The sequence below is a fragment of the Nocardia huaxiensis genome, from assembly GCF_013744875.1.
GTDB lineage: Bacteria > Actinomycetota > Actinomycetes > Mycobacteriales > Mycobacteriaceae > Nocardia > Nocardia huaxiensis.
On the sequence record NZ_CP059399.1, the window covers coordinates 2,028,761 to 2,047,485 of the forward strand.

General features: G+C 70.3%; 6 protein-coding genes (1 of these 6 cut by a window edge). 3 read left to right on the forward strand and 3 right to left on the reverse strand.

The window, feature by feature from the left end:
- On the forward strand, positions 1 to 11,969 hold the 3' end of the coding sequence (locus H0264_RS09120; protein WP_181583557.1) for a non-ribosomal peptide synthetase. The gene continues 20,146 nt to the left of window position 1, outside the view; the window shows 11,969 of its 32,115 coding nt (coding positions 20,147–32,115); its start codon lies off the left edge, out of view; the stop codon is at positions 11,967 to 11,969.
- 50 nt (positions 11,970 to 12,019) lie between these two features.
- Positions 12,020 to 12,235, forward strand: a complete 216-nt coding sequence (locus H0264_RS09125; protein WP_181583558.1) for an MbtH family protein — start codon at positions 12,020 to 12,022, stop codon at positions 12,233 to 12,235.
- Between the two features lie 506 nt (positions 12,236 to 12,741).
- On the opposite strand, the gene H0264_RS09130 is transcribed toward H0264_RS09125, so the two are convergent.
- Positions 12,742 to 15,984 carry an ATP-binding protein gene (locus H0264_RS09130; RefSeq protein WP_181583559.1) on the reverse strand — a complete coding sequence of 1,081 codons (3,243 nt, stop codon included), beginning with the start codon at positions 15,982 to 15,984 and terminating at the stop codon, positions 12,742 to 12,744.
- A 314-nt stretch (positions 15,985 to 16,298) separates the two neighbouring features.
- On the opposite strand from H0264_RS09130, the gene H0264_RS09135 reads away from it, so the two are divergent.
- Positions 16,299 to 16,637, forward strand: a complete 339-nt coding sequence (locus H0264_RS09135) for a hypothetical protein (RefSeq protein WP_181583560.1) — start codon at positions 16,299 to 16,301, stop codon at positions 16,635 to 16,637.
- A 108-nt stretch (positions 16,638 to 16,745) separates the two neighbouring features.
- Here H0264_RS09135 and H0264_RS09140 read toward each other — a convergent pair whose 3' ends face one another.
- Together H0264_RS09140 and H0264_RS09145 are read right to left on the reverse strand one after the other, a co-directional pair.
- Complete coding sequence (locus H0264_RS09140) at positions 16,746 to 18,011, reverse strand: TetR/AcrR family transcriptional regulator (RefSeq protein WP_181583561.1); 1,266 nt, start codon at positions 18,009 to 18,011, stop codon at positions 16,746 to 16,748.
- Between the two features lie 68 nt (positions 18,012 to 18,079).
- Positions 18,080 to 18,715, reverse strand: coding sequence for a hypothetical protein (locus H0264_RS09145; protein WP_181583562.1), 636 nt, complete (start codon positions 18,713 to 18,715; stop codon positions 18,080 to 18,082).
- Between the last annotated feature and the right edge of the window lie 10 nt (positions 18,716 to 18,725).

The window sequence follows — 18,725 nt, forward strand, 5'->3', positions numbered from 1 at the left end:
TCGGCCTCACCATCGCCGAGTACCGGGATCAGCTGCCCGGCGCGGCCGAATGGCTCGTCATCGACGCCGACGACACTCGAAACGCGCTGCGGGACAGCCTTGCCACCCCGATCAGGGCAACCGACCTGGTGCGCCCGGTGCGCCCGGCCAACCCGGCCTGGATGATCTACACCTCCGGTTCCACCGGCCTGCCCAAGGGCGTCGTCGCGACCCACGGCGGCGTGGCGGGCGTGGCCGCCACCCAGCGGGCCGCGTACGCGGTGACCGCCGACTCGCGGGTGCTGGCGGTGTCCTCGCCCAGCTTCGACGGCTGCATGCTGGAACTGCTCATGGCCGTGCCCGCGGGCGCGAGCATGGTGATCGCCCCGGCCGATGTGTACGGCGGCGCGGAACTCACCGCCCTCATGCGCGCCGAACAGGTGACCCATGCCTTCATCACCCCGGCCGTGCTGGGCACCCTCGACTCCGAGCAGCTGCCCGACCTGCGGCGGCTGACGGTCGGCGGCGAGTACTACGGCCCCGATCTGGTGGACCGCTGGGGTGCGAACCGCGGCTTCCACAACACCTACGGCCCGACCGAGACCACCATCATCGCCACGATCAGCGAGCGGCTGCGGCCGGGCGACGCACTCGACATGGGCGTCACCATCGACGGCATGTCGGCGGTCGTGCTCGACGCCCGGCTGCGTCCGGTCCCGGCCGGCGTCACCGGCGAGCTGTACCTGAACGGTCCCGGCCTGGCCCGCGGATACCATGCGCGAGCGGGCCTTTCGGCCGGCATGTTCGTCGCGGACCCGTACGGCGCGCCCGGCGATCGCCTGTACCGCACCGGCGACCTGGTGCGCTGGGCCGTGCGCCCGCACGGCCGCCGCGTCATCGAATACGTGGGCCGCGCCGACCATCAGGTGAAGGTGCGCGGCCTGCGCATCGAACTCGGGGAGATCGACGCGGTGCTGCTCGCCCACGAAGCGGTCGACTACGCGGTCACCCTCGGGCACACCGGGCCGAAGGGCGCGGTTTCCCTGGTGTCCTATGTGGTCGCCGTTCCCGGCCGCACCGTGGACGTGGACGAGTTGGCCGCACACGCCGGTCGCTCGCTCACCGCGTACATGGTGCCCGCCGCCATCATGGTGCTGGACCGCATTCCGCTCACCCCGGTCGGCAAGCTGGATCGAAAGGCGCTGCCGGAACCCGTCTTCCGCAGCGCGGAGTTCCGGGCGCCGAGCACCCCGGCCGAGCGCACCGTCGCCGAGACCGTGGCCGCGGTGCTGGGCAACGACGGCGACACCGGCATCGGCTTGGACGACGACTTCTTCGCTATCGGCGGAAACTCGCTCACCGCAACCCAATTGGCGGCCCGGCTGAGCGCGGCCTTCGACACCACGGTGTCCGTGCGGACGATCTTCGAACACCCGACGGTCGCGGCGCTCGCCGCCGCTGCCGCTCCGGCGCACGGGGATTCGGCCGCACCGGCCCGCCCGGCACTGACCCCGCGTACCGGTACGGGTCCGATCCCGCTGTCCCTGGCCCAGCAGCGCATGTGGTTCCTGAACCGCCTGGACCCGGACTCCACCGCCTACAACATCCCGCTCGCCATCCGATTGACCGGTGAGCTGGATATCGCCGCCCTCGACGCCGCCATCGCGGATGTGGTTGCGCGGCACGAGGTCCTGCGCACCATCTACCCGCAGACCGACTCGGGCCCGGTGCAGGTCGTGCTGCCCGTGGCCGAGGCGCTGCCGCCGCGACTGGTGCCGGTGCTCGTCACCGCCGACGCGGTCATGACGGCCATCGGCGCGGTGCTCGGCGCGGGATTCGATGTCACCGAGACGGTGCCGCTGCGGGCTCGCCTGTTCCAGGTCGACTCCACCGAATCCACCGGAGCCACCGCGGAATTCGTCCTCGTCGTGGTGCTGCACCACATCTCCGGCGACGGCACCTCGCTGGCCCCGCTGGCCCGCGATGTGATGGCCGCGTACGCCGCGCGCAAACGCGGCGTCGCCCTGGCGTGGACGCCGCTGCCGGTCCAGTACGCGGACTACACGGTCTGGCAGCGCGCGGTGCTCGGCTCGGAATCCGATCCGGAGTCGCTGGTCTCGCGCCAGCTGGACTTCTGGACGGAGACGCTGGCCGGCCTGCCGCCCCAGCTCACCTTGCCGGCCGACCGCCCGCGCCCGGTGGTCATGGACACCCACGGCCGCCGCGTCGATTTCACCATCGACGCCGAAACCCACGCCGCGCTGGCCGGATTGGGCCGCGCCACCGGCGCGACCCTGTTCATGACCGTGCACGCCGCCTTCGCCGCGCTGCTGTCCCGGCTCGCGGGCGTCACCGATATCGCGGTCGGCACCCCGGTCGCCGGACGCGGCGACGCCGCCCTGGACGACCTGGTGGGCATGTTCGTGAACACGCTGGTGCTGCGGACCGAGATCACGCCGGGGGAGAGCTTCACCCGCCTGCTGGATCGGGTGCGCGCCGCCGACGTGTCCGCGTTCTCGAATGTGGACGTGCCCTTCGAGCGGCTGGTGGAGGTGCTCAATCCCGAGCGCTCCACCGCCCGCCATCCCCTCGTGCAGGTGGGCTTCTCCTTCCACAACCAGCGTGGGGCAAGCTTCGAGCTGGACGGATTGTCCGCCGCCGCAGTGGAATTCGACTCCGAGGTGTCGCAGTTCGATCTGCACCTGGTGATCACCGACCGCTACCACGCCGACGGGTCGCCCGCCGGGCTGGCGGCCTCGCTCACCTATGTCACCGCGCTGTACGACGAAGCCACCGTGACCGGATTCGCCGAGCGCTTCCAGCGCCTGCTGGCGGCCGTCGTCACCGATCCCGGCCGCCCCATCGGCGATGCCGACATCCTCGGCGCGGCCGAGACCGAACGCCTGCTGGTGTCGTGGAATGCGGCCGACAGCGGCTTCGCCCCGCACACCCTGCTGGCCGGATTCGACGAGCAGGTGCGCCGCACCCCCTTCGCCATCGCCCTGGTGGAGGGCGGTCGCGCGCTGACCTACCGGGACTTCTCCGAGCGGGTCAACCGCCTCGCCCGGGTGCTCCTGGGCTGCGGCGCCGGGCCGGATGCACTGGTGGCGCTGGCGATTCCGCGCAGTATCGAACTGCTGATCGGCATGTACGCGGTGCTGCGCGCGGGTGGTGCCTACGTGCCGCTGGATCCCGCGCATCCGCTCGAGCGCACCGCGACCGTGCTGGACGCGGCCGCGCCGGGCGTGGTACTGGTCTCGGCCGAGCGTCCCATGACGCTGCCGGACCTGCCCGAGCCGACCTTCGTGGTGGATGTCGCGGTGGCCGCCGACGCCGCGCTGCCCGCCACCCCGATCGCCGATCACGAACGCGTGCGGCCGATCTCGCCGTCCGATGCCGCCTACGTCATCTTCACCTCGGGCTCGACCGGCAAGCCGAAGGGCGTCACCCTGCCGCAGGCCGCCGTCGCGCACCAGCTGGACTGGATGCAGTCCGAATACCCGCTGGCCGAAGGCGATTCGGTGCTGTGGATGACCTCCGCGGCCTTCGACCTGTCGGTCTGGGAGCTGTGGTGGGCGCTGCGCACCGGCGCGAGCCTGGTGCTGGCTCCGCAAGGGGCACAGCAGAATCCGGAGGGCCTGCTGGATCTGGTGCGCCGGGAATCGGTCACCACCCTGACCCTGGTCCCGTCGCTGCTGGCCATGCTGGTCGAGGTGGCGGGCGCGGGCGGGCTGCCGGAATCGCTGCGCCGGCTGCTGGTCATCGGCGAGGCGCTGCCCGCCGACGTGCTGCGCCGCGCGCACGCCGCGACCGGCGCTCGCATCGACAACCTGTACGGGCCGACCGAGGCCGCGGTCTCGGTCACCCGATTCCGGACCGACACCGACATCCGTCAGGCCGTCGTGCCCATCGGCATGCCGGAGGCGGGCAACCGGGTCTACGTGCTCGACGATCGCCTCCGTCCGGTCCCGGTCGGCGTGACCGGCGAGCTGTACCTGGGCGGTGCGCAGCTGGCGCGCGGATACCACGATCGCCCGGATCTGAGCGCCGAGCGCTTCGTGGCCGATCCGTTCGGACCCGCCGGATCACGCCTGTACCGCACCGGCGACCTGGTGCGCTGGCTCGCTCCGGCCGTCGAATCCGGCAGCGGCGTCCTGGAATTCGTGGATCGCCGTGACTTCCAGGTGAAGGTGCGCGGCTACCGCATCGAACTCGCCGAGATCGAGCACGCGCTGCGTTCGCATCCGCTCGTCGCCGACGCCGTGGTGGTCGTGCGCGACGCCGGAGCGGAGGCCCGGCTGGTCGGATACTTCAGCGCCACCGGCGATCTGGAGATCGCGGTGCTGCGCGCGGACCTGGCGCGGCTGCTGCCCAGCTACATGGTTCCCGAGGCGCTGGTCGCCCTGGATGCCGTGCCGCGCAATGCCAATGGCAAGGTCGACCGCGCCGCGCTGCCCGAACCCGAGTTCGCCGCGCGCGAGTTCCGCGCGCCGTCCACCCCGCTCGAGGAGACCGTCGCGGCCGTCTTCGCGCAGGTGCTCGGCCGCGACCGGATCGGCGCGGACGACGAATTCTTCGCGCTCGGCGGCAATTCCCTGCTGGCCACCCAGGTGGCGGCGCGCCTGGGCGCGGCCGTGGACGCCCGCGTCCCGGTCCGGCTGCTGTTCGAGGCGGCCACCGTCGCCGACCTGGCCGTGCTGGTCGGGCGGCAGCTCGGCGCGGGCGGCCGGATCGCCCTCACCGCCGGATTGCGAGAGACGCTGGGGGACAGGGCCGATCGGCTCCCGCTGTCCCTGGCCCAGCAGCGCATGTGGTTCCTCAACCAGTTCGATCCGGATTCGGCGGCCTACAACGTGCCCGCCGCGGTCCGGCTCACCGGTGAACTCGACACCGCCGCACTGCAATCGGCGGTCGGTGATGTCATCGCCCGGCACGAGGTGCTGCGGACCGTCTACCCGTACACACCCGAGGGCGCCTATCAGTACATCCTGCCGGCGGAGCAGGCGGTGCCGGATCTGACCCCGATCCCGGTGCCCGCCGCCGATCTGCGCGACCGCATCCTCGAGGTGGTCGCCGCCGGATTCGACGTCTCCGCACGAGTTCCGCTGCGGGCGGCCCTGTTCCGGGTGCACGACACCGAACACGTGCTGGTGTTCACCGCCCACCACATCGCCGCCGACGGCTGGTCCATGGGCCCGCTCACCCGCGATGTCATGACCGCCTACGCCGCCCGCACCGCCGGGGCCGAACCCCACTGGGCGGCCCTGCCGGTGCAGTACGCCGACTACGCGCTGTGGCAGCGTGAGGTCCTCGGCTCGGAAGACGATGCGCGGAGCCTGATCTCGACCCAGGCCGGCTACTGGCAGCAGGCGCTCGCCGGGCTGCCCGACGAGCTGAACCTGCCGTCGGATCGCCCGCGCCCCAGCGTGCAGTCCGCGCGCGGCGGGCGGATCGCCTTCCCGATCTCCGCGGAACTGCGAGACCGCCTGCGGCAGTTGGCCCGTGCCAACAATGCCACCGTGTTCATGGTGGTGCACGCGGCCCTGGCCACCTTCCTGGCGCGCATGTCCGGCACCGACGACATCGCCGTCGGCACCCCGGTCGCCGGGCGCGGCGAGGCCGAACTCGACGATGTGATCGGCATGTTCGTCAACACCCTCGTGCTGCGGACGCGGGTGCCCGGCCAGCAGAGCTTCACCGAGCTGCTCGCCCGCACCCGCGAAACCGATCTGCAGGCGTTCGCGCACGCGGATCTGCCGTTCGAACGGCTGGTGGAACTGCTGAAGCCGGAGCGGTCCACCGCGCGGCATCCGCTGTTCCAGGTCATGCTGACCTTCCAGAACCTGCCCGAGCGCACCTTCGAACTGCCCGGATTGCAGGTCGCCGCGGTCGATTTCGATCTGGACAGCGAACAGTTCGATCTCTCGCTCACCGTGCAGGAGTACGAGACCGACCGCGACGGCGTCGGCATGCTCGCCGACCTGTCCTACTCGCGCGACCTGTTCGACCCGGCCACGGTGGAGGGCTTCGCGGCTCGCTTCGTGCGCCTGCTGGAGGCGATCGCCACCCGGCCCGAGACCCCGGTCGGCGATCTGCCGCTGCTCTCGGACGCCGAATACGACCGGTTCACCCGTATGTCCGGCGGTGACGTCCTGGCCCAGGGGCTGCTGCCCGACCTGTTCACGCACGGAGTGCGCTGGGGCGCGGACCGCATCGCGGTGCGCGACGGCGGCCGCTCGGTGACCTACGGCGAACTGGACGGCTACTCCTCCCAGCTCGCCCGGGTCCTCATCGATCGCGGCGTCGGCCCGGAAACCGCCGTGGCACTGGCCCTTCCGCGCTCCTACGACATGATCGCGGCGGTGTGGGCGGTCGCCAAGGCGGGCGCGGCGTACGTGCCGGTCGACCCCACGTACCCGGAGGACCGGGTGCGCCACATGGTGGTCGACTCCGGCGCGGTGCTGGGCCTCACCACGAGCGCCCACGCCGATCGGCTGCCGGACTCGGCGAACTGGCTGCGGCTCGACGACCTCGCGGTCGAAAGCCTCTGCACGGCAAAGTCTTCGGCTCCCGTCACCGACAACGACCGCCGGTCCCGGCTGCGCGCCGCGCATCCGGCGTACACCATCTACACCTCCGGCTCGACCGGTCTGCCCAAGGGCGTCACCGTCACTCACGCCCGGGTGGCCAACCTGACCGCGCACGTGGCCGGACTGTGCCGGGTGGAGCCCCGGCACCGCGTCCTGCACGTGTGCTCGCCGAGTTTCGACCAGTCGCTGGAGGAATGGCTCATGACCTTCCACAGCGGCGCGACCCTCGTGATCGCCCCGCCCGGCATGGTCGGCGGCGAGGAACTGGCCGATCTGCTGCGCGCCGAACGGGTCACGCACACCATGATCACGCCCGCCATGCTCGGCACCGTCGACCCGTCCGGCCTGCCGGACCTCGAGGTGATCGGCGCCGGCGGCGACGCCACCACGCCGGAACTGCTGGCCCGCTGGCAGCCGGGCCGCCGCTTCGTCAACAGCTACGGACCGACCGAGGCCACCATCTCCTCCGCGTACGCGCTGCTGGTGGCGGGCGTGCCGGTGACCATCGGCATCCCGGTCCCCGGCAGCACCGCACTCGTGCTCGACGCACGCCTGCGACCGGTGCCGCCGGGCGTGGCGGGCGAGCTGTACGTGGGCGGCGCGGCTGTCGCCCGGGGCTATCACAACCGCCCCGGCACCAGCGCGGAACGCTTCCTGGCCAACCCGTGGGGCGGACCGGGCGAACTCATGTACCGCACCGGCGATCTGGTGCGCTGGATCGAACTCCCCGGCGAAAAGCCGCATGCGCCCGCCGGATTCGGGGACTGGGAGCTGGAGTATTTGGGCCGCACCGACTTCCAGGTGAAGATCCGCGGCTTCCGCATCGAACTCGGCGAGATCGACGCGGTGCTCACCGCGCACGAGGACGTCGACTACGCGGTCACCCTGGGCCGGGAGACTCCCGCCGGCGTCATGGCCCTGGTGTCCTACGTGCTGCCCGTGGCGGGCCGCACCATCGACCCCGGCCTGCTCACCGCGCACGCGGCGCGCAGTCTGCCGTCGCACATGGTGCCGTCGGCGCTGGTCGTTCTCGACGAGGTCCCGCTGACCCCGGTCGGCAAGCTCGATCGAAAGGCCCTGCCCGAACCGGAATTCCAGGCCCGCCCGTACCGGGAACCGGTCACGCCGGTGGAACGCCTGCTCGCCACGACGCTGTCGGAGGTGCTCGGCGTGGAACGCGTCGGCCTGGACGACGACTTCTTCGAACTGGGCGGCAACTCCCTGCTCGCCACCCAGGTCATGGCCCGGCTCGGCGCGGCCCTGAACGCCCGCATCCCGGTGCGACTGCTGTTCGAGGCCGCCACGGTCGCCGCCCTGGCGGCGCGCGTCGCCGACCTCGCCGGGTCCGGCGCGCGTCATCCGCTGGTGGCAGCCGAACGGCCGCAATGGATTCCACTCTCGCCCGCGCAGCAGCGCATGTGGTTCCTGAACCGCCTCGATCCCGCCTCCACCGCCTACAACGTGCCCGCCGCGGTGCGGCTGACCGGAGCCCTGGACGTCCGGGCCCTGCGCGCCGCGGTCGCGGATGTGGTGGCCCGCCACGAGATTCTGCGCACCGTCTACCCGGAGTCGGCGTCCGTCGCCGGTCCGGTGCAGGTGATCCGGTCGGTGGGTGAGCCGGTGCCGGAACTGGAGTTGCGGACCGTCGCCGAGGCGGAGCTCGCGGCGGAGCTGGCGGAATTCACCGCCACCACCTTCGATGTCACCGCCGCGCCGCCGATTCGCCTGGCGCTGTTCGCGGTTCACGATGTCGACGACGAGTTCGTGCTCGCCGTGGTCATGCACCACATCGCCGGGGACGGCGCGTCGACCGGGCCGCTGACCCGCGACCTCATGGTCGCCTACGCCGCCCGCGTGGCGGGGGAGCAGCCCGCGTGGACGCCGCTGCCGGTGCAGTACGCCGACTACGCGCTGTGGCAGCGCGCGGTGCTGGGCTCCGAGGACGATCCGGAATCGATTGCCGCGGTACAGCTGTCGTACTGGCGCGAAGCCCTCGCCGATCTGCCCGATCAGCTGGAGCTGCCGCTCGACCGCCCGCGGCCCGCGGTGCAGTCGTATCGCGGCAGCGCGGCGCGTTTCGTCATCGACGCCGAACGGCACGCGGGCCTGCGGCGGCTGGCCCGCGCGCACAATGCCTCGCTGTTCATGGTGGTCCGGACCGCGCTGTCGGTGCTGCTCGCGCGGCTGTCCGGCAGTTCCGACATCGCGGTGGGCTCACCCGTCGCGGGCCGCGGCGAACGCGAATTGGACGATCTGATCGGCATGTTCGTGAACACGCTGGTCTTCCGGACCCAGGTGCGCGGCGACGCGCGCTTCGCGGATCTGCTCGCCCAGGTGCGCGAACGCGACCTGGCGGCCTTCGCGCACGCCGACATTCCGTTCGAACGGCTCGTGGAGGCCCTCAACCCGGTGCGCTCCACCGCCCGGCATCCGCTGTTCCAGGTGGGCCTGTCCTTCCAGAACCTCGCGCCCGACACCCTGGAACTGCCCGGCCTCACCGTCGCGGCGGTCGAGTCGCAGACCCAGGTCTCGCAGTTCGACCTGCACTGGTACCTCACCGACACCTACGACGAAAGCGGCGCTCCCGCAGGTATTTCCGGCGCGCTCACCTACGCCGCCGACCTGTTCGACGCCGACACCGTCGAGGGCTTCATCGCCCGGTTCCTGCGCGTGCTCGACGCCGTCGTGGCCGACGAGACCGCCGTGGTGGGCGATATCGAGGTGCTCGACGCCGACGAGCGCATGCGCCTGCTGGTCGACTGGAACCGCACCCGCGCCGATATCGACGCCGAGCCCCGCCCCACCCTGGCCTCCCTGTTCGACGCGGCCGTGGCCGCGCATCCGGACGCCGTCGCCCTGGTGTCGGACGAGGCCGGAACCGGTGTGGGACAGCACCTGCTGACCTATTCCGAGCTCGACGCCCGGGTGAATCGCCTGGCCCGCTTCCTCATCGACGAGGGCGTGGGCGCGCAGGATCGGGTGGCCGTGGCCATTCGGCGCTCGGTCGATCTGATGGTGGCGCTGTTCGCCGTGATCAAGGCGGGCGCGGCCTACGTGCCCGTCGATCCGGACCAGCCGGCCGAGCGTGTCGGCCACATCCTCGGCACCGCGCGTCCGGCCCTGGTGCTGATCGCCGGTGACGTGGACGTGCACACCGAATACCCGGTGGTCCGAACGGATCTGCTCGACCTGAGCGGGTACCCGGCCGATCCGATCACCGCGTCCGAACGAGTCCGCGAGTTCGACGCGGCCAATACCGCCTACGTCATTTTCACCTCGGGTTCGACCGGCCGCCCCAAGGGCGTGGCGGTCAGCCACGCGGCCATTGTCAACCGCCTGGTCTGGATGCAGTTCGCCTACCGGCTCACCACCGACGACATCGTGCTGCAGAAGACCCCGGCCACCTTCGACGTGTCGGTGTGGGAGTTCTTCTGGCCCCTGCAGGTCGGCGCACGGCTGGTGCTCGCCTCCCCGGACGGCCACCGCGACCCGGCCTACCTGGCGCGATTGATCACCGCCGAGGGCGTGACCACGGTGCACTTCGTGCCATCCATGCTGGCCGCGTTCGTAGCAACCCTGCAAGAGGGCGGGGCGGACGCTGTCGACGGACGAGCGCCGGAATGCACCGGGTTGCGGAGGGTTTTCGCCTCGGGTGAGGCGCTGCCCGCCGGTGTCGCGCAGCGGCTGCGCGCGCTCACCGGCGCGCGACTGCACAACCTGTACGGTCCCACCGAAGCCGCCGTCGACGTCACCTATCACGAGGTGACCGATGCCGACACCGCCACCGTGCCGATCGGCCGCCCGGTCTTCAACACCCAGGTGTACGTGCTGGATTCGCGCCTGCGGCCGGTGCCGCAGGGTGTGCCCGGTGAGCTGTACCTGGCGGGTGATCAGCTGGCCGACGGCTACGTGGCACGCCCGGACCTGACCGCGGACCGGTTCGTCCCGGATCCGTTCGGCTACGGCGAGCGCATGTACCGCACCGGCGACCTGGTGAAGTGGACCCGTGACGGTGAACTGGAGTACCTGGGCCGCACCGACTTCCAGGTGAAGCTGCGCGGCCTGCGCATCGAGCTCGGCGAGATCGAAACCGTGCTCACCGCACAGGAATCCGTGGCCCAGGCCGTGGTCGTGGTGCACGCCGACCGGGCGGCCGAACATCTGGTCGCCTACCTGATCCCGGCGGCCGGAGCGGTCCTCGACACCGAGGGGCTCCGGCAGAGCCTGGCGCGGCGGCTGCCCGCGTACATGGTGCCGTCGGCCTTCGTCGAGCTGGACACCTTCCCGCTCAATGCCTCCGGCAAGCTGGATCGACGCGCACTACCCGCGCCCGAGTTCGCGGCACGTGAATTCCGTTCCCCGCGAACGGTGTTGGAATCCACCGTCTGTGCGGCCTTCGCGGAGGTGCTCGGCGTCGAGCGGATCGGCTTGGACGACAACTTCTTCGAACTCGGCGGCACTTCACTGGTCGCCACCCGACTGGCCGCCCGGCTGAGTGCCGCACTGGGCGAACGGATTCCAGTGCTGTGGCTGTTCACCGCCGCCACCCCGGCGGACCTGGTCGCGGAGATCACCGCCCGCCGGGCGGGAGCGCGCGACTTCGCCGCCGAATCCGCCTTCGACGTATTGCTGCCCCTGCGCCGCACGGGTTCGGCGGAACCGCTGTTCTGCGTGCATCCGGTCGGCGGCCTGGCATGGTCGTTCGCGGGCCTGGCCGCGCAGCTGGACCGGAACCGCCCGATCTACGGCCTGCAATCACCGGCGCTGACCTCGGACGCGGAAATGCCCAAGTCCATCGAGGATTGGGCGACGCTGTACGTGGACGCCATGCGCTCGGTGCAGCCGTCCGGCCCCTACCACCTGCTGGGCTGGTCCCTCGGTGGCGTGCTGGCACACGCCATTGCCGTGCAGCTGCAGGAGGCGGGCGAGGAGGTGGCCCTGCTGGCCATGCTCGACAGCCACCTGGATCCGCGGGCGGGTGCGGACGAGACCGCCGATCTGCCCGAGGTATTGGGCGGGCTGCTCGGCGATCTCGCGGCCGACTTGGACCTCGGCGCGGTCACGACGACGGCGGCCCTGGCCGAGCGTCTGGCCGCGCTGCCGGAGCCGTTCGCCACCCTGGGCGTCGAACGCCTGACCCGCGCGCTGGACGCGGGCCTGCGCTCGGCCGCGCTCACCGACGACTACCGCCCCCGGCGGTTCACCGGCGAGCTCGTGTATTTCGCTGCGGCACTGGACGATCCGAGCTGCACGCGGGGCGTCACCGGCTGGACCGAGGCGATCGACGGCGTCATCCACACCCACGCGGTCGCGGCCACGCACTGGCGCATGACCGCCCCGGAGGCACTGGCGCAGGTCGCTCGCATTCTCGATCCGCGAATTGTGGTGAAAGATATCTGAAAAGGGCTATATTCACATCCGGGGTTCGGCGAAGATCGAGAGGTAATCCGATGAGCAATCCCTTCGACGACGAAGACGCTCAGTTCTATGTGCTGGTCAACGACGAGGCACAGCACTCGCTGTGGCCGGTGTTCGCCGCCGTGCCCGGCGGCTGGAGCATCGCCCACGGACCGGCACGCCGACAGGACTGCCTCGAGTACGTGGAGTGCCATTGGACCGACATGCGGCCCAAGTCGCTGATCGAGGAAATGGCCGAAGCCGAATAGACGTGCGGAACAAAAGCTTTCGCAAACCAAAGGAAAGGAAACACATATGGACACCGGCGGCGTGGACATCGGCGCGATCCTCACTCAGATCCTGAACTTCCTGAGCACCGGATCCACCATCAGCAGCGGCCCCCGCAAGTAGCGGTTCCGTTACAGCGCAGAGCATTACAAGGAGTATCGATATGGACAGCGGTAGCGGCCTCGGCAACCTGCTCACGGCCATCGCGAACCTGATCTCTTCGGGTTCCTCGACCAGCGTCACCCCGGGGACCCCGGCCCCGACCCCGCTCATCTGAAAGCAGGACTTGCCATGACAAGCGGTAGCGCGGTGGAGAACCTGCTCAATACCTTGGCCACATTGCTGGGCACCGGCTCGTCGTTCAGCTTCCCACCCAAAACGGGCAGCTGAAAGCCGCAGGCCGCCAGGGCTTCTCGCCCTGGCGGGCTGTGCGTCGTCAGCGCGTCGGACAGCGCCGCGTCGATTTCGGCGGGGAGCGGTCCCCGATTCACGTCGGCGTCAATTCACCTCTGTTCGGGAACGTGACGGCGCCGCTTCCGAACTGCGGCAGGGTGAGATCCGCCAGTTCGGCCCGGACCTGTCGCATGAGCTCCGCGGAGGCGGCGTGATGGGCCGCCGCGCGCTCGGCGTCGCCCATCGCCGCGGCCAGCAGGCCGAGCACGGTATCCATCGTGCCGAAGGTCGCCCCCGTCGACTCGAGGCCGACAATGGTGCCCGAGTCCGGCAGCAGTCGCCGGTACAGCGGTGACAGTTCCTCGGTGAGGCCCAGGGCCAGCGCGACATACGCGCGGGCTGTGTACTCCGCCGACGGTGCTATCTCGGGCTGCAGGTCCGCTGTCGCCAGGTAGATTTCCCGCGCTCGGTCCAGTTCGCCGGCGTGCACCAGCGCCAGCGCGTAGGCGGCGCTGCCGAATCCCGGTGCCAGCATGTACATCCGGTGCATCCGATCCACCGTGTCGGCCGGGGTGTTGCGGGCCCAGGCCAGCGCGAGGCTGGGCACGGCCCGGATCATGCCGGCCTCGTCGAAGCCCAGCCGCGCCAGCTTGTCGTCGAGTTCGGCATAGAGCCTCTCGGTTTCGGGCAGATCTCCGCGCAGGGCGGCGACCACCGGCGGGAAGCAGTCCATCAGGGCCATCAACTGTGCCAGCTGGGCGTCGGCTGTCGTCAGCACGGCGAGTTCGGCCTGCCGGCACGCCTCGCGCAGATCGACCGCGGCGAGCGCGCAGCGCATGAGCATGTAGTGCCCGACGGTCCGGAAGTGGCTGAGCTGGTGGCGGTCAGCGACCGTGAACAGCTCGTGCGCGAGTGCGGCGTCCTCGGCGGCGGTGAACCGATTGACGATCCCCGCGGCGATGGCGACGCACAGCAGTTCGGGGTCGTCGCAGGTGCGGGCGATCGCCAGCGCTTCGTCGGCGAACCGGCGGGTGCGCCCGGGAAACCGGTAGTCCCCGGCGCTTTCGTAGGCCGCCACCGCGAGCAGACGCACCCGATCGGCATCGGTCACCTCCCCGGCCAGGCATTCCCGCACCGCCTGTATCAGCCGGTGTTCCGGATCCCGCCACTCCAGCGCCGGGTACAGAATGGGGGCGCGCCAGCAGGTCAGCGCCCGCACCAGCAGGGCGGGTTCGCCGATCTCCCGGGCCAGCCGCACCGCCTGGCCTCGGGCATCGCTCGCGGCGGTCCAGCGGCCCTGGTAGGCCAGCGCGTCGACGAGCGCGCATCGCGCGTCGAGCAGGGCGACGCGGTCCGTCCGGTCCGCGTGCGCTGCCGCGTGCCCGGCCAGTTCATGCAGCTCGGCCACCGATTGCCACAGCCGCGCGGTGTCGGCGGCCATACCGCGGTCGGTGCTGCGCCGTGCTGCCGCCAGGCCGTATTCGATAGCCCGCGAAGCGGTTTCGGGCCGTGCGCCGAGCAGGGCGTGATGCGCGAGCATATCCGGATCCCGCGCCAGGCCCGGGAACTCGTCGGCATGGTTCTCCAGCAATTCCAAAGCGGCCCAGTGCATCCGGACCCGGCGCAGGCGGGGAATGCCGAGGTACACGGTGTCGCGGATGAGCGCGTGATCGAAGGTGATTCGTCCGGTGCGATCGGTGCGCACCAGTGCGGCCACCTCGGCCTCGGCGATCAGATCGATCAGCCGGTCCTCGGTGATCGCGCTGGTGACGCTGAGCAGCCGCAGATCCGCCCCGTCACCCCAGATGGCCAGATGTGCCAGGGCCGTGGCCACGTCGGGGCTCAACCGGCGCAGCCGCGTGCTGACCAGTTCCCGGATCGAATCCGGAATATTCTCCCGATCGCCCGTACTGCGCTGTGCCGCTATGAGTTTGGCCATCTCTCGCACGAACAGCGGATTGCCGCCGGTGCGCGCGTGCAACCGCTCCAGTTCCGCGCTGCCGAGGTCGTCGAGTCCGGTGGAGCGCACCAGCTGCCGGGTCGCATCCAGGTCCAGGCCGGTGAGCTCGAGCCATTCGGCCGTGTGGTGCGCCAGTGCCGCGGCGGTGGCGTGCAGGGCCTGCCCGGCCTCCGATCCGCGCAGGGTGACCACCAGCAGCACCGGCCGGCCGCGCAGCCAGTTCACCACCTGACGCAGCACCTGGAGGGTCGCGGTATCGGCGCGATGGAGGTCCTCCAGCAGAATGGCGACCGGCCCGTTCGCGCAGCGTGAGGTGCACAGTGCCACCACGGTTCTCGCGATGGTGAACGCGTCACCGGTGGCGAGATCTCCCGATGCCGCCGAATCGAGTGCGGTGAGCACTTCGGCCCACGCCCACGCGGGCGGCGCGCCGTCCACCTCCGGACATCCACCGCGCAGAAATGTCCAGCCCTGTGCGGCCAGATCGGCGAGCGCGGATTCCGTGAGCGTCGTCTTTCCCGCACCCGCTTCGCCCGCTACCCAAACCATTTGCAGATGGCGGGTTTCCGCTACCGCCGCTGTTTCCCGCAGCAGGGCGTGTTCACGCCGGTAGCCGCTGCTTTCACGGATTCTCCGAATTCGCGCCACCGGGGCGGGACCGCTCGGAACCCCGCCGGCGGCGAGCGATTCCGAGTGGCCGAGGATGGCCGTTTCCAGTTCGCGCAGTGCGGGACTCGGGTCGATGCCGTATTCCTGCCCGAGATATTCGCGGGATCTCCGCAGGGTGGTGAGTGCCTGCGCCTGCTGGCCGGTCCGATATTGCGCGGTGGCCAGCAGGCGCGCGATTTCCTCGCGTTCGGGGTGTTCGTCGAACAGGGCGCGCAGTTCGATGCCGACTTCGGTGGGCCGGTTGAGTTCGAGTTCCAGCTCGGCGCGTTTCTCGACGGCGGTGAGTCGCAGATCGGTCAGCCGGTCGGCTTCCTGTGCCGCCCAGCCGAATCCGGTGAGGCCCTCGTAGGCCGCGCCGTTCCAGCAGGCCAGCATGGTGTCGAGGAGCCGGCGGCGGTCGAGCGGATCGGGCAGTCCGGTGCGCACGCGCTCCTCGTAGTCGCGCAGCAGCGCTTCGAACCGCCACGCGTCCACCGATTCCGGTGCGAGTCGCAGGGCGTATCCGGCGGATTCGGAGATGAGATAGCGCGAGCGCGCCCGGCGCGGCCGATCGGGTTCGATCACGCGGCGCAGATTGTGGATGTGCACCTGCAGCACCGAGGTCGCGGTGGGTGGCGGGTTGCCTTCCCACAGATCGTCGATGAGCCGGTCGGCGGTGGTGGTGTAGCCGCCCGCGGCGACGAGCCGGGCCAATACCGCGCGCAACATGGTCGCGCCTAATCCGACCGGTCGGTCTTCAATAATCAATTGAATGGGCCCGAGAACGTGTACGCGCGGTTCCGCCATGATCCGCTACAACCTCCGTGCCGATTCGGGGGGTTGCCGAAAACCGAATTATTCCACCGCGCACCGCGCGACCGGCGGGAAGTCGCACTCGAATTCGACTCGCCCACTCCGCTTCATGCGTTGGCGAATGATTGGCAAATATATTTGCTCAGAAGAGACGCCATAATCCGCACGAAAGTTTCCCGGAAGTCGGTCGGCGAATACTTTTCGCCATCGACACAGGGAAGGGATTGGCAATGGTGACGGTCGTGGCGTCCGCCGAACAAGAAGGGTCTGCCGTGGGGTCGATCGCAGGCTACGGCGTGTGGTCGACGGAGTTCGTGCAGTTGCTGGCGGATAGCTTTCACGTGGAGAGGAACACCATGAGCCGAAGTGACACGGTCGAACCGCACACCGTCGGTCTCTACTGGGACCGCGACGGTGACATCTGGCAGCGCGAGGACGCCGGCTGGCGCCTCATTCTGCAGAGCGGTGTCTCGGTCGATCCACTCTCGTTGTGGGACTGGGACAACGGACACGTGCGCGACTACGCCCCCTTCACCCCCGTGTCGCCGATCGCCGCCGCCGGCGGATAGCCCGTGCCCGGCTGTCCGGCCGATCCGGCGCGGCGGACCGGGCGCAGGGTGGTCCGGCGCCCGGTCGCGGCGGTCATCGGTTCCCGATAGGCGGCAGCTGGCAGCCGCTCAGGGAGCCGGTGCCGTCGCACCGAAGAGGGTGACCTCCATGAGCCGAATCACCCTGTCCTGCGGGCACATGCGCTGATCGTCATGGAAGGCCCGCCCGAGGTCCACCACCAGGCCGAACGCGGCCTGCACCAGAATCCGGGCCTCGCCCTCGGACAGTTCCGGCCGCACCGCCACCAGCAGCCGCACCCACTCGGCCACGATGAGCCGCTGCACATTGCGCAACATGGTCCGCTCCTCCGGCGAAACATGGCCGAACTCGGCGTAATACACGTAGGTCAGCTCACGCTCGGCGAACGAGCCCGCGACGTAGAGGTCTACCAGCTTGGTCAGGGCTTCCGCCGGACTCGACGACGAGGACACCGCCGGGCCGATCGCCCCCGACACCCGATCCGCCGCGCGCCGGAAGGCCGCGGCCAGCAGATCGCTCTTGCTGCGGTAGTACCGGTACACCGCCGAGGCCGCCGACAGATCGGCCGCCGCCGCGATATCCTCCACGCTCACATTGGGATAGCCGCGCTCGTGGAACAGCTCCACGGCCTTCTTGAGCAGCAGTTCATGCTTGAACGACTGTGGAATCTCCACCGCGCGCGGGGCCGCCGTTTCGGTGTACTCGATGCCCATGCGCTCCGCGGCGATGAGCTCGCGGCAGGCCGAATGCAGCAGGGCGGTCAGCGATTTCACCGGCAGCGCCGCGTGATGGTCGCCGATGCTGCTCACAATGCTGAGCAGCGCCACCGCCCGCACCGCGCGATCGTGCCCGTCGAGTTCCGGCCGCACCGCCTTGATCAGTTCGCGCAGTGAGCGCAGGGCCTGCGCGAACTGATTCTCCAGCGTCTGCCGGTCGGCGTCGTCGAGATAGCGCTGTTCCCAGCGCACCAGCGTGACCGTGGCCCGGTTGGCGATGGTCTCCGCGATCACCTTGTCCAGCACCGCGTCCAGCCGCTGCGCCGGGGTGAGGCCCTCGGATTCCGGCGGGGGCGTGGCGGATTCGACGGTGAGCGTGCCCAGCCGCAGCAGTTCCTCCCGGAACAGCGCGTATTTGCTCGGGTAGTGCCGATACAGCGCGGCCGAGGAGATGCCGAGCCGGGTCGCGATGTCCTCCATGCTCACACCGTGATAGCCGAGCGAACCGAACGCGGCCGCGGAGGTCGCGGCGATCTGGGCCCGCCGGTTCTTCGGGCGGCGGCGGATCACCCGCTGCTCGGCCGGCTGCGGGGCGTCGTCACGGGTGCTGCCGGCGGGGCGACGCTCCTCGACATTCATATCGGCAATGGTAGTCACCAGGTCGTTTGCGCCCCTGCCGGGTTGGCGGCCGGCTCGACGGCGGGCCGTCACGGGGTGGCCTGCTGCGCCATCGGTGAATTGACCTTGTTCACCAGCCAGCGATCACCCTGCTTCTCCAGCCGCATCACCATGGACAGCTGCCCCGGCGACGGCTTGTTCTGGGTGCCCAGACTGGTGATGGTCTGCCCGATCACCACGATCGCCTCCGCCGAGGACTCGTCGGAAGTCCGGATCCCGCACTGCACATCGGTCGCCTTCGACACCACCTGACCCTGCGTGAGCACCTCGCGCAGATCCTTGCTGGTGGAGTCGAACTGGGTGCGCCAGTCGCCGGTGGCGCCGTCCAGCACGGCGGTGAAATACGCGTCCAGGTTCTTCGCGTCGTACGTGGCTAGCAACGGAGCGTAATTGCAGGCCGCCGAGCGCGCGGCCTCCCGCGCGTCGATCAGCTCGGTGCTGCGTTCGTTCTGCAGGAAGAAGTACACACTCGACGCTACGGATGCCCCGACGATGGCGGCTGCGGCGATCCGCAGGCCCGCGGTCGCGCGGACACCGAGCGCGGGCAGCGCGAAACGGCGCTTCGGCGCGGAGGATTCGGTCGCGTCCGTATCCTCGGACGCACCTGCGGTGGTCTCGGACTCCGTTGTTTCCGGTGCGGCCTTGCCCAATTCGACTTCACTCATGAGTTGCGGC